The sequence below is a fragment of the Nocardia sp. NPDC004123 genome (assembly GCF_053603795.1).
The window spans coordinates 56,728-68,887 of the sequence record NZ_JBSGGG010000018.1 but is presented as its reverse complement, the minus strand read 5'-3'; the positions used below and the strand labels follow the sequence as shown (position 1 = coordinate 68,887).

At 66.1% G+C, this 12,160-nt stretch carries 12 protein-coding genes; 7 read left to right on the top strand and 5 right to left on the bottom strand.

Annotated features, from left to right (window positions below):
• Nucleotides 1–105 precede the first annotated feature (105 nt).
• A complete protein-coding gene (locus ACWEQQ_RS26160) occupies nt 106–714 on the bottom strand; it encodes a helix-turn-helix domain-containing protein (protein WP_452350066.1) in 609 nt (202 codons plus the stop codon).
• Between the two features lie 111 nt (nt 715–825).
• Here ACWEQQ_RS26160 and ACWEQQ_RS26155 point away from each other — a divergent pair, with 111 nt between their 5' ends.
• The gene (locus ACWEQQ_RS26155) at nt 826–1,644 is read left to right on the top strand and encodes an MBL fold metallo-hydrolase (RefSeq protein WP_452350065.1); all 819 of its coding nucleotides are present in this window, start codon (nt 826–828) and stop codon (nt 1,642–1,644) included.
• A gap of 314 nt (nt 1,645–1,958) precedes the next feature.
• Entirely contained in the window at nt 1,959–2,627 is a 669-nt protein-coding gene (gene npt / locus ACWEQQ_RS26150; protein ID WP_452350064.1) for a 4'-phosphopantetheinyl transferase Npt, read from the top strand.
• Nucleotides 2,628–2,798: 171 nt separating this feature from the next.
• Here npt and ACWEQQ_RS26145 read toward each other — a convergent pair whose 3' ends face one another.
• Nucleotides 2,799–3,287, bottom strand: coding sequence for a DinB family protein (locus ACWEQQ_RS26145; protein WP_452350063.1), 489 nt, complete (start codon nt 3,285–3,287; stop codon nt 2,799–2,801).
• 384 nt (nt 3,288–3,671) lie between these two features.
• Between ACWEQQ_RS26145 and ACWEQQ_RS26140 the strand changes: the two genes are divergently transcribed.
• From ACWEQQ_RS26140 to ACWEQQ_RS26130, 3 genes are all read left to right on the top strand, one after another.
• Nucleotides 3,672–4,352: an SDR family oxidoreductase gene (locus ACWEQQ_RS26140; protein ID WP_452350062.1), complete on the top strand. Its 681-nt coding sequence runs from the start codon at nt 3,672–3,674 to the stop codon at nt 4,350–4,352.
• A 26-nt stretch (nt 4,353–4,378) separates the two neighbouring features.
• Nucleotides 4,379–4,993: an SDR family oxidoreductase gene (locus tag ACWEQQ_RS26135; protein WP_452350061.1), complete on the top strand. Its 615-nt coding sequence runs from the start codon at nt 4,379–4,381 to the stop codon at nt 4,991–4,993.
• 402 nt (nt 4,994–5,395) lie between these two features.
• On the top strand, nt 5,396–6,316 hold the full coding sequence (locus ACWEQQ_RS26130; RefSeq protein ID WP_452350060.1) for a helix-turn-helix domain-containing protein: 921 nt from the start codon (nt 5,396–5,398) through the stop codon (nt 6,314–6,316).
• Nucleotides 6,317–6,400: 84 nt separating this feature from the next.
• Here the strand turns inward: ACWEQQ_RS26130 and ACWEQQ_RS26125 are convergent, their stop codons facing one another.
• Nucleotides 6,401–6,610 carry a DUF397 domain-containing protein gene (locus ACWEQQ_RS26125; protein ID WP_379384162.1) on the bottom strand — a complete coding sequence of 70 codons (210 nt, stop codon included), beginning with the start codon at nt 6,608–6,610 and terminating at the stop codon, nt 6,401–6,403.
• A gap of 1,159 nt (nt 6,611–7,769) precedes the next feature.
• Entirely contained in the window at nt 7,770–9,761 is a 1,992-nt protein-coding gene (ligA, locus tag ACWEQQ_RS26120; RefSeq protein WP_452350059.1) for an NAD-dependent DNA ligase LigA, read from the bottom strand.
• A 254-nt stretch (nt 9,762–10,015) separates the two neighbouring features.
• On the opposite strand from ligA, the gene ACWEQQ_RS26115 reads away from it, so the two are divergent.
• Both ACWEQQ_RS26115 and ACWEQQ_RS26110 read left to right on the top strand, forming a co-directional pair.
• Nucleotides 10,016–10,342, top strand: coding sequence for a YciI family protein (locus ACWEQQ_RS26115; protein ID WP_452350058.1), 327 nt, complete (start codon nt 10,016–10,018; stop codon nt 10,340–10,342).
• 69 nt (nt 10,343–10,411) lie between these two features.
• On the top strand, nt 10,412–11,188 hold the full coding sequence (locus ACWEQQ_RS26110; protein WP_452350057.1) for an SDR family oxidoreductase: 777 nt from the start codon (nt 10,412–10,414) through the stop codon (nt 11,186–11,188).
• Nucleotides 11,189–11,690: 502 nt separating this feature from the next.
• Here the strand turns inward: ACWEQQ_RS26110 and ACWEQQ_RS26105 are convergent.
• Nucleotides 11,691–12,128, bottom strand: coding sequence for a GNAT family N-acetyltransferase (locus ACWEQQ_RS26105; RefSeq protein ID WP_452350056.1), 438 nt, complete (start codon nt 12,126–12,128; stop codon nt 11,691–11,693).
• Nucleotides 12,129–12,160: the final 32 nt, after the last annotated feature.

Below are 12,160 nucleotides of genomic sequence, written 5' to 3'. Positions count from 1 at the left end.
GACGAGTGGGGACGGGCGTGGCAGCCCATGGAAGCGGCCATGCCTCGCCGGGCACCGTACTTATCCCAATTCGACACGGTGGTCGGCTATTCGGATCTGGGCGGTTCAGGTTCTGCGCGAGATGAACATGATGTATTCGCAGGGCGCGTTCGTTCGGTTGGCGAAGCCGTGGTCCGCGTCAGCCTGGAGGAACAGGGAGTCGCCTGTGTTCAGGGTCTCGCTGATGCCGCCGATCGCGACGGTGAGGGTGCCTTCGAGCACCACGAGTTGCTTCTCCGTGCCCGGCGGATACGCGGGCAGCAGCCCGGTGGAGACGTGTGCGGGGAGGTAGTGGGCGACCATCTCGGCTCCTCCCGCGCCCGGGGCCGCTGACACCATGTGCCGTTCGAAGCCGGTTTCCGGGTCACGGAAAACGGGGCGGTCGTTCTTGCGCAGGACAACGGCCACACCAGACGCGGCAGCAGCCGCCCCTCCGATCAGGTCCGAGAGCGACGCGTCGAGCGCGTGGGCGATCCTGGATGCGACGCCGATCGTCGGGCTCTTCTCACCGCGTTCGACCTTGGACAGCATCGCCCGGCTGACCGACGACTGTGTGGAGAGCTGCTCCAGCGTCAGGCCCGCCTCCTCGCGGCGTCGTCGCACGTTGGCGCCGAACGCGCCGGCCAGGTCGTCACCGCGCTGCGGTTCGGCCGCGTTTCCGTCTTGCTCGACCACCATGCTCCTCGATCGCTGGGTACCTTGCTGCCCACAGTGTAGATTTCTACTAAAGAAGATGTAGTCTTCTATCGGAGACGCGCGATATGCGCCCAACACGACGGAGATTCCATGCGATTGATCTCGAGTGGCCAGCACCATGCGACGTTCGAATTCGGTGATCTGCAGGTGATCTCGTTGCGGGACGGGTACATCGACATGCCGCCGACACGGCTCCGAGACGAGGATGGGCGCGAGCTCGTCGAGCTGCCGGCCGTCGTGCCGCTGGCCGGCGACAACTTGCGGCTGTCGGTCAACGCCTTCTTCGTCACCGACGGCACGCGGTCGGTTCTCATCGACACCGGCGCGTCCAACGTCTGGCACGACCCCACCATGGGATTGATCTACGACGCGCTCGACGAAGCGGGAATCGACCGCGCGCATGTCACCGATGTGGCCATCACCCACAGGCACGAAGACCACGTGAGCGGCCTGATCGCGCCGGACGGTGCAGAGGCGTTCACCAAACTCGAGCGCGTGTGGATCGGCGCGGGCGACACCTCGGTGTTCACCGGGCGGCTCGAACCCATCCGCGACCGGGTCGTACCCGTGTCGGAGAAGGTCGCGATCAACGACTGGACCACCGCGATCCCGACACCGGGCCACACACCCGGTCACACCGTCTACGACGTCAGGAGCAGCACCGGCCACCTTCTCGTCTGGGGCGACACCGTTCACGTTCCCACGCTCCAATTCGATCAGCCGAACGTGTCCTGGGAGCTCGACGGCAACCAGTCCCAGGCCCGCGCCGCGCGAGCGGCCCTCCTCGAACAACTGACCCAGCCACACCACTTCGTAGCCGGCGCCCACCTCGACTCACCCGGCATCGCCCGCGTAACCCCTTCCGGCGATGGTTATGCGCTGGAATACCTCGCACCACCGATCGGCTGATCGGGCTTGTCGGCCCCGGGCCGCGCTCGCGATGGCGGCATCGAAAACACTTGCTGCAAAAGGGAATCCGGCGACCACGCTGGCGACGCCGCCGCCAGCACCAAGCCCGCTTCAGCCACTGCCGCCGCGGCGACCCAAGGCGGGCCTACATTCTGATCGCTCATCGGCAGTAGCGGATGTTCTGCACCGCACCGGGCTCCGGCCGCTGTCGCCTCGCGCTGGCCGGTTCGGTCAGCGCGATATGCGGCACTACAGCGCATTCGCGAGGCGCTTGCAGCTGCCCGCAATGCGTTGTGCCGCTACGCTCGTAGGCGATGATCGAGAAGATTTTTTCTTCCGGTGTCGCGACGGCTGAGCTGCTCGAATACCCGGAGGACCTCAAGCCCCACCCGGCCGAAGAGCATCTCATCGCACGATCAGTGGACAAGCGGCGCCGAGAATTCATCGGATCCCGGCACTGTGCCCGTCAAGCACTTCAGCCGCTAGGTGAGCCAGCTGTCGCGATCGGCAAAGGTGAGCGCGGAGCGCCGGTATGGCCTCGCGGGATCGTAGGCAGCCTCACCCACTGCGAGGGATACCAGGCTGCTGCTCTGGCTCATCACCTGCGGTTTCGATCGGTTGCGATCGACGCTGAACCGAATGAGAGCCTGCCCGATGGGGTACTCGATTCCGTGGCACTGCCGCAGGAACGAGAGTGGTTGCAGACCAACCCCTCTGGATTGAACTTGGACCGAGTTCTCTTCTGCGCCAAGGAAACGACCTACAAGGCGTGGTTTCCGCTAACCAAGCGCTGGCTCGGATTCGAGGACGCGCACGTCACTTTCACTGTCGATGAGGAATCAGGCGGCGACGGCGCGGGCACGTTCCATACCGAGCTGCTGGTATCGGGGTGGGTCATCGACGGCGGGTCACCGCTGCACTCGTTCGATGGTCGCTGGAGGATCGAAGACGACCTGATCCTGACAGCGATCGCGCTCAGCTGATACCGACGCATCAAATTCTCGGTCATTGGCATGAGCGCGCATTACCGGCGGTCGTACGGCACTCTGCCCGTTGATCTTTCGCTGCCCCGCGCTGGCCGGTTCGGTCAGGCGGCATGCGGCATGAGCGATCACTTGCACCGACTGTCGTTGGATTGTCGTGCGGCACAATGCTCAAGGATGTTCGATCTGCTCGCGCAGAATGTCACCGTGGCCGGCGTGACGTGCGAAGTCCTCGATCAGGAACAGATAGATGAATCGCAGGCTCACCTCGCCGAGGCGGGGGTGGGTCCGCACGTCGTCGAGGTCGAAGTCGGCGGCGATCGCTCGGGAACGTTCGCTACCGCGGTCGAATTCGGCGATCACGTCGGCCACGGTTTCGTTGTCGTCGACGACGAAACTGGCATCGCCCGGCGTCGTGCCGCCGTCGCATTCGCCCTCGGGTAGACCCGCCAGGACGTGCTGGAACCAGATCCGCTGCGCGACTGCGGCGTGCTTGACCAGTCCGATCGGGGTGGTCATCGACGCGACGAGGCGACGGCGGGCGTCCTGTTCGGACAAGCCGCGCAAAGTGTTGACCAATTCGGCGCGGTTGCGGTCGAGCATGTTCTCGAGCATTCGACGTTCATCGCCGAGAGTGATTCGTGGTCTCGACCAGGTCATTGCCGACTCGATCCTTTGATTGGGCTGAATCTGCCTGTCGTACTTGTGGTTCTGTTCTCGGTACCTGCTCGAGGAGTCCTCGTAACCGGTCGGCCGAAGGATATGGCGGCACCGAAATCATCCGCAACTCGGCATGGGCGGATGGTTGAGATGTCATCGAACGCTACGACACACCGATTGCCTCCGAGGCCGATGCGCTCGTGGCCGAGAACGCGATACCTCGCCCGCTCTGCATCGCCGTGCGCGAGGCACTATTGCTCAACGGCCGCTGAGCACGAAACTCCAGCGCCTGTCGTCGAACCCGCGAAGCTTCGAGGGCCTTGCCGACTCCGTTGAGCGAAAGCGACTCGACGACTTGGCGATTCGGCGGCAAGATCGATAGTTATGAGCGATATCGCGCTGGTCACCGGCGGCAACCGCGGGATCGGCCGGGAAGTCTGCAGGCAGCTAGCCGAACTCGGGTTCACTGTGCTGCTGGGCGCTCGGTCGGAGGAAGCCGGAAAGACCGCCGCCGCAGAGGTGGGGGCGTTCCCATTGCTGCTGGATGTCACCGACAACGCCAGTGTCGTGGCGGCGGCCCGGGAAGTGGAAGGCGTGCACGGTCGGCTGGATGTCCTGATCAATAGTGCCGCAATCACCTACGACACCTGGCAGCGCGCGGCGACCGCGGACCTGGCGGTCGTGCACGAGGCCGCGGAAACCAACCTCTACGGGCCCTGGCGTATGGTTCAGGCCTTCTTGCCGTTGCTGCGCAAGAGCTCCCATCCCCGCATCGTGAACGTTTCCAGCGAAGCCGCCTCCCTCACCGGCATGGGTGGCGGCACCCCCGCCTACAACACAACCAAGGTGGCCCTCAACGCTCTCACCCGCATGCTGGCCGCCGAGCTGCGCTCCGACCACATCCTGGTCAACTCCATCTGCCCGGGCTGGGTGGCCACCGATATGGGCGGCCCCGGCGGCCGCCCTGTCGCCGAGGGTGCGGCCGGAATCGTCTGGGCCGCAACCCTGCCCGACTCCGGCCCAACCGGGGGCTTCTTCCGCGACGGCCACCCCCTGCCCTGGTGACAAGTTTTCCGCAACAGAGGAGTTTCATGAGGTACCTGGTTATCGGAGGCACGGGCCGCACCGGCCGGCAAGCCGTCGACTTGCTGCGCAATCTCGGTCACGAGGTGGTCGTCGGCACCCGGCGTCCTCGGGACGAGCAGAGCGTCGCGGTCGACCTGGCGGACCGGCTCGATCCCCGGTTGCTGGCCGGCGTCGACGGCATCATCGTCTCGGTCGAGCCGCCCGTGGATGACGCGGCCGCCGAGGCGGTGATGCACACCGGAGTCGGACAGCTCGCCGAACTGGCCGCCGCACAGAAGATCCCCGTCGTTCTGATCTCCCAGATCTACATCACCCGCGCCGCCGAACATCCCGACATGGCAGGCATCATCCGCGCTCGTGGAGCCGGTGAACAGGCGCTGCGGAACAGCGGCACACCCTATGCGATCGTCCGGCCCAGCTGGCTCACGAATTCACCTGCCACCGGTGCGCATCTCGAACAGGGCGATCGCGGCGACGGTCGCGTCAGCCGCGAGATCGTTGCCCAGGCAGCGGTCGCGGCCCTGCTCTACCCCGAATCCCAAGGCAAGACTTTCGAACTGTATGACGGGCATACCCTTGTGGACTGGCCCACGGCTTTCACAGCCCTGATCGCTGATTGACCCGAACTGGCCGCCATCCGGCATTACGGCGCCTTCGGTCAGCCCCGGATGGTCACGGCCAGTTGATCTTCCGTCCCCCGTGCCGGCCGGTTCGGTCAGCACGGTCAGCGGATGCTCGCCTATGGCTGCCCAGGCAGGCGCAGCCGGTTCGCCATGGGATTGTGTGGCCGCTGGCCACCCCCAGAAGCCGATGAGGTCTTGGTCGGCTGCCTTCGATTCGCGCAGCCACTCAACGATGCCTCGACCGTAACCGTCGCGGCAGTCGGGATCTTCGGCAAGCCTGCTCTCCCAATGGTTCAGCTCCTCGGTGCGCTCATGTGTCCGATCCCACACCCCCTGATTCCCGTTGCGACCGGCCGAGTCTTGACTCGCATGAATCAAGATGATTCGATCTGAATCATCATGGTTCCAGTGAATCAACCGACAGAGGGCGCGACGGTCGCGGCGGCGACCGCCGCGAATTCCGTTGCGCGCCAGTCGCACCCGCGCCAGCAGTTGGCCGCGGAGCTGCGCCGGTTGCGAGACATGGCCGGAATCTCCGGGCGGGAGTTGGCCAAACGAGTCGGAATCAGTCAGTCGACGTTGTCTCGGATCGAAGCCGGCCACGTGGTTCCCCCACTACCGCAGGTGCTCGACTGGGCCAAAGCGGTTGGGGCAGAAGCGGATTCTCAGGATTCTTTGCGCACCCTCACCGCAGCGGCGCACTCGCCCGAGGTGCAGGACTGGGCGGCCTCACTCGCAGAGCGCCCGCATTTGCAGGACGACGTACGGGCATTCGAGGAGGACGCGCACGTGGTGCGGAACTTCCAGCCCGCACTGGTGCCGGGTCTGCTCCAGACCGCCGACTACGCCCGCCGGGTGTTCGCCACTTTCGATCCGCCCTATACGCCCGACGCTCTGGCGGCCGCGCTCGCCGCGCGCCTGGATCGCCAGCGTGTGCTGTACGACCCCGCGAAGCGCTTCGAATTCCTGATTACCGAAGCGGCCCTGCGCTTTCGGCCCGGCCCGCATCGCGTGCTCCTCGCGCAACTGGATCGGATCATCTCGATCGAGACCCTCGATACGGTCAGCATCGGGGTGATACCGCAGGATATCGAGGCGAGCACCACGATCCCGCACGGTTTCGTCATCTACGAGAACGAGGACCACGCACTCGCCTCGGCGGAACCGATCCCGGGAAGCATGGTCACTCGCGGCCCCGAACTTGTCGACGCCCATCGCCGCCGCTGGGTGGCTTTGACTCGAATGGCCGTATTCGACGCCGATGCCCGCGTATTCCTCGCCGAACTCCGGGACGAAATCCACGGCATCGTAACCAATTGACCTGTTTCCAGCGGCCGTCGAGGGGTCGGCCGCACGTGGGGGTGGTGGTGTCGCAGCGAACTCGCTGCGACACCACCTTTCCCGTCAGAGGCCGAAATCGAATTCGCCGGCCCGCACACCTGACATGAACGCTCGCCATTCAGATTTCGTGAACCACAGTGTCGGGCTGTGCCGATCCTTGGAATCACGCAATGCGATCCGGCCTTCGTGGTACGCGACCTCGACGCAATCGCCGCCACCGTAACTGAAACTGCTCTTGGCGAACCTCGGGCCGCGATGCTCCCCGCGAATCATATTGCGGTTCATGGCATTCATTCCTTCCCCCGGAGGGCCACTCCCCATGGCCCTTCGTCCGAATCACTTACGACAAACACAGTGCTATCCGAACCACCGGCCGCGCAACCGAATTCGTCCCCGCCCGCGCCCCGACACATCGAAATGCTCATGAACGCAACTCTACGGCGACCCACCGACAAACCACCGTGGCGCATGGATCGCAGGTACGAGATGCCTCGGCTGCAGGCGGGCCGCTCCGTGGCTACCAGCCGCCAGTTCAGGCTGATATCAGCGGAAGTCCGCAGGTCACGACCGCGTAGGTTCGAACCCACTCACCGAGACCCAACGGAGAACCGGCACCCGGCCACACCCGGATACCGCATCGACAAGACCCCCACCCTGGTAACAGCGCAGACCGACGCCGGCAAACAGCAGGCACGATCGGCCCTGTGCCACCAACCACCGGTCGGATACCCTCAGCGAGTCGATCCCGCGCGGACCCGCCGGTCGGTCAGCGGGGCCAGCGGCCCTTCCGTCCGCTGCCGACAACCCAGCACCCGTCCGAGTTGCCCTCGGAACATTGACCTTCCGACCGAACCACGTGGCCGATTCCAACTGCGCAGCATGCGGCGGAATGGGGAGTTTCGTCGATTGAGGAACAGTTCGAACGCCGCAAAGATCAAGTGTGAGCAGGAGATCGACTGCCTCGCGGATTCTACCCGTCGCCGGCCGACCCGGTCGGGACAGTGCAGCCGCCCTGCTGGCGGGTGCCCCAACTGTACGGCGGTTCCAGGTGCCGCCCGGCCTTCCGATAGGCGGGGACGGCCCGGACGCTGCGGAGACGGCGTCCGGGCCGTAGGGCCCTGGCACTGCATGCGCTGCCCAGCGCTACCGCTGGGCACCGGAGGTCCTACGGAGAGTCACCGGGGTGACGGGAGTCTGAGGTCCGCCACCGGTGACCCGAGGGGTGTGTATTTCCTGCGCGGTGCCGCGCGCAGTGCGCCGCACAGTGCCCGGGCGTTCCCGGCAGCACCGAAGTACGGCCGGTGCCAACGAGTTTCACGTATCCGATCCGGCCGTGCATTTCGGAAACCCTGGTAGGCACGGGAGGTCGCCAGTCTGGCACAACCGGTCGGCCTGCAATGCTGCGGCGCGCATCGCCCCGCAATTGGAGGGTCTAGACGACCTTCGCGGCGATGAGCAGATTCCAGATTTCTGCTTGGTCGACGACCGCGACACCGAGTTTCTCCGCCTTGACCAGCTTGGCCTCACCGACTCCCCCACCGGTGATGAGCATGTCGGTGTTGGCCGAGACCGACGACGCGGCTGTCGCGCCGGCTTTCTCGCACAGGCGCTGGAATGTCGGGCGCGCGACTTTCTCTCCGGAGCGCGGGTCGCTGATGGCGCCGGTGATCACGACCGTTTTGCCTTCCAAGGGCGCGCCTGCCGCGACGACCGGGGGAAGGTCTTCCTCCCGAACGTCCAGGCTGACACCGGCTTCTCGGAGCCGCGCCAGTTCCGGGCGCAGGCGGGTGAGGTGCGCGGCCAGGGAGGCAGCGACTTTCGGGCCGATGTCCTCGACCGCCACCAGGCGTTCCTCGCCTGCGTCGGCGACCTCTTCCAGGGAGCCGAACCCGGCTCGGGCCAGGCGCGCGGCGGTGCCGTCGGAGGCCATGGGGATGGCCAGGCCGATCAGTGCGCGGCGCAGGCCGACCTGGCGGCTGGCGTCGATCGAGTCGATCATGCGCTGCGCCGAGATCTCGCCGACGCGGTCGAATTCGAGCAGGCGTTCCTTGGTCAGCGTGTAGAAGTCCGACGGGCGCTCCAGGATTCCGGCCTCGGCGAGACGTTCGATCCACACCTGCCCGATGGCGTCGATGTCGGCCGCCGCGCGCGACGCCCAGTGGATGAGCCTGCGCACCGTCTGCGCGGGACAGGAAACGTTGGTGCAGAACAATTCTCGGCTATTGCCCTGCTCGGTCACCGGCTGCCCGCAGGACGGGCACACGGTGGGCGGCACGATCTCGCGCTCGGCGCCCGTGCGCTGGGAGGCGTCGAGTACGCCCGCCACGAACGGGATCACGTCGCCCGCGCGGCGCACCAGCACCGTGTCACCGATCTTGATGTCGCGGGCGCGGATCACCTCCTGATTGGCCAGCGTGGCCTTGGTGACCGTGGTGCCGCCCACGAACACCGGCTCGAGCCAGGCGACCGGGACGATCTTGCCCGTCTTGCCGACGTCCCAGACCACGTCGTCGAGCACCGTGGTCTTCTCCTCGGCGGCGAACTTGAACGCCAGCGCGCCACGCGGGGAGTTCGACCGAGTCCCCGCCGCCGCGTAGGCGCCGCGGTCGGCCAGCCGCAGCACCGCGCCGTCGAGGTCGTAGTCCAGCTCGCTGCGGCTCTGCTCGATCGCGGTGATCGCTGTCTGCGCCTGTTCGGCATCGGCGCAGTGCCGCATCTGCGCGCCCGCGATGCCCAGCGCCCGCAACCCCTCCTCCAGGTCGACCGCGGCGCTGTCGGGCGAGGTGTCCAAGTCGAAGCCGAAGAACTGCAGGCGCCGCTCGGCGACCGTGGCCGGGTCCTTCGCCCGCAGCGTGCCCGCAGCGGCGTTGCGCGGATTGATCAGCGGCTTGTCCGGATGCGCGGTGTTGTAGGCGGCGAAGGTCGACCGCAGCATCACCGCCTCGCCCCGCACCTCCACCCGCCCCGGGACGTCGATGCGCTCGGGAACACCATCGACCAGCGCACGGACCAGCACGGTCACATCGTCACCGGTGGTGCCGTCACCCCGGGTCACCGCACGCACCAGCCGCCCGTCCTCGAAGACAATGGCCAGTGACAACCCGTCGAGCTTGGGCATCACCACGACCGGCTGCCCGGGAAAGCGGGCGAAGAACGCCGCGACCTGGTCGGGCTTGGTCGCCTTCTCGAGTGACAGCATTGGACGCGAGTGCCGGATCGGGGCGTGCAGCACCGCGGGCGCGCCGACCTGCTCCAGCGGATTCGGGTCGGGCGTGAGGTCGGGATGTGCCTCGATCAGGCCACGCAGTTCGTCCTCGACCGCGTCGTATTCGGCGTCCGCGACCAGCGGCGCACCCTGGTAGTAGGCGTCACGCAGCGCGACGATCCGGTCCGCGAGTTCTTGGATACGTTCCCCAGTTTCCACGACCCCCGACGCTACCGACACTCACCGACACCAGAGACTCGCAGTAGGTCACCACCATCCGGACGGCCGTCGTGGCTGAGCACGATATCTGCCGCAGAGGTTGGTTTCATGGTGGCGATTGGCTCAACTTGTCCAGCTCGCTGGAGTCTGAGGGCTCTGTTGTGGTGACCCGGTACGGGAAGCGGGGGTTGTCTGCGGCGCGTGAATTGGCGCACCGTTGACAGGGGTCGCACCCGAGTACCGAGGAGGCTGAAATGTGGTACTTGACGTTGCACCGATGGCTTGGCGATCGAGACACGGCGACCGACAGCAGCCTCGACGATCACCTGGCCTGGATACGCGAGCAGCAACTGGCCGGCAAGGTGTTGTTTTCCGGCCCGAGCCTCGACGGCGAACTCGGAATCATCGTCTTCGGGCGTATGTCCAGGGCCGAGCTCGATGACCTGTGCCGCAAAGAACCGTTCGTCGCCCGTGGATATCGCGGCTTCGAAGTAATCCCGCGGGAAGTCCACCAGATTCTTGGGATCGGCGGATTCGACGTCAAGACGCTTACGGCGATGACCCGTTCCGAGCGAGCGTAGGGATAGACATCGAACGTCCTGCTCTAGAGCCGAATCATTCGTCCGAACGATTTCGTTGAGGAGTGAACCATGAGCGATTCTCCACGTCTGGCCGGCAAGCGCACACTGGTTACTGGTGGCGGGCGCGGCATCGGGGCCGCGATCGCGCGCCGGCTGGCCGCCGATGGTGCCGCGGTCGCGGTCAACTACGTCTCGAACCGGTCGTCCGCAGACACGCTCGTCGCCGAGCTGACCGACAAGGGCTACCAGGCAGTGGCATTGCGCGCCGACGTCAGCGACCCCGACCAGACCCGGGCGCTGGTCGATCAGGTGGTCGCGGCGTTCGGCGGGCTGGACATCTTGGCCAGCAACGCGGGCATCGAGCATTTCGGAGCGCTGGAGTCGATCACTCCCGCAGACTTCGAACGAGTGTTTCGCACCAATGTGGCCGGCCAGCTGTTTGCCACTCAGGCGGCAGCCGCGGCGATGACCGCCGGTGGGCGCATCCTGCTCACCTCGTCGATCAGCGCGCGCATCGGTGTCTACCAGCACACCTTGTATGCGGCCAGCAAGGCGGCGGTCTCGGCGATGGTACTCAACCTGGCGCCCGAACTCGCCGAGCGCGGCATCTCGATCAACGCGATCGCCCCGGGTGGCACCGCCACCGACATGGCTGCCGAAGTAGCGAACCGCTACATCCCGCCGGCGCTGCGCGACGCGCCCGCCGAGGCGGTCATCAAATCGATGACCGCGCTCGGCCGCCTAGCCGAACCCCATGAAATCGCCGCGGTCGCTGCGTTCCTACTCTCCCCCGACGCCTCCTACCTCACCGGCACCACAGTCGAGGCCGCCGGCGGCCAGCGATAATCGCGCTCTCTGAGAAGCCGCATTCGCAGCACCGCCGCTCGGTAGCTCGCTTCCGGCGCAACGGAAGCCGTTGCGCCGGAAACGCATTCACCCGACCCGTGGAACCGAGAACACTCAGCCGTTTCGACGCCTTCTCGCTCGAATCGCCAAGGCGTATCGGCCTTCTCGTCGTGTCGCACAGGTCCACCGCGGCCCTGGCAGGGGCAGCCGAATAGCCGCCTGCCGCAGCGCACTTGCTCGCGTACGAGCTCAGGCCCTCGCTCGCGAATACCCCATCTCCCGCGCACCTGGGCGGTCAGCCGCGTCAGACGTATCTACTGCGGTGCCAACGAAAGCATGAAAGACATCATCGCCCGCACCCCTGTGACAGGGCTGCACTCGCCTCGGCAGTTGTGGAAGGTCTGCACCGCACCGGGTTCCGGCCGCCGACGCCCCGCGTTGGCTGGTTCGGTCAGCGCGCCATGTGGCTAAGTAGTGCGCTTGTCGAACTGCCCGCGCGGGATCAATCGGTCGGAGCGAAGCGATAGACCCGTGATTCGCGCGGTTGGAATCCGAGCCGCTCATAGAGGCGGTTGGCGGCCGAGCGCGAAGCTCGCGAAGTCAGATCCAGCGTCCGTGCACCGGCGGCACCAGCCCGCGTCTTGGCCTCCTCGATCAAGGCCGCAGCGATGCCTTGACCGCGGGCCGAGTCATCGACCACCACATCTTCCACTCGCGCTCGGATGCCCGACGGGATCGGGAACATCACCAAACTCAACGTCCCGACAATCTTTCCATCGCTCCGTGCGACCAGGACGGTGGTCGACTCCGCAGAGGCCAACTGCGCCAGCGCTTCTCGACTCAATCGTTTCGCCGTCGCCGACAGTTGAGGCAGCAGTCGGTCGAAAGCCTCCACGATCTCGTCGTCGACCTCGGTCAGTGTTTCCACAGTGACAGCCACCACGGCACTGTACTGCGGGCCCACACCCACCG

What these genes read in the sequence shown, in the direction of transcription:
- ACWEQQ_RS26130 (WP_452350060.1), top strand. Translation starts at nt 5,396, where the DNA reads ATGGTTCCAGTGAATCAACCGACAGAGGGCGCGACGGTCGCGGCGGCG.
- ACWEQQ_RS26145 (WP_452350063.1), bottom strand. Translation starts at nt 3,287, where the DNA reads ATGACCTGGTCGAGACCACGAATCACTCTCGGCGATGAACGTCGAATG.
- ACWEQQ_RS26155 (WP_452350065.1), top strand. Translation starts at nt 826, where the DNA reads ATGCGATTGATCTCGAGTGGCCAGCACCATGCGACGTTCGAATTCGGT.
- ACWEQQ_RS26140 (WP_452350062.1), top strand. Translation starts at nt 3,672, where the DNA reads ATGAGCGATATCGCGCTGGTCACCGGCGGCAACCGCGGGATCGGCCGG.
- ACWEQQ_RS26110 (WP_452350057.1), top strand. Translation starts at nt 10,412, where the DNA reads ATGAGCGATTCTCCACGTCTGGCCGGCAAGCGCACACTGGTTACTGGT.
- ACWEQQ_RS26125 (WP_379384162.1), bottom strand. Translation starts at nt 6,610, where the DNA reads ATGATTCGCGGGGAGCATCGCGGCCCGAGGTTCGCCAAGAGCAGTTTC.
- ACWEQQ_RS26135 (WP_452350061.1), top strand. Translation starts at nt 4,379, where the DNA reads ATGAGGTACCTGGTTATCGGAGGCACGGGCCGCACCGGCCGGCAAGCC.
- ACWEQQ_RS26115 (WP_452350058.1), top strand. Translation starts at nt 10,016, where the DNA reads ATGTGGTACTTGACGTTGCACCGATGGCTTGGCGATCGAGACACGGCG.
- npt (WP_452350064.1), top strand. Translation starts at nt 1,959, where the DNA reads ATGATCGAGAAGATTTTTTCTTCCGGTGTCGCGACGGCTGAGCTGCTC.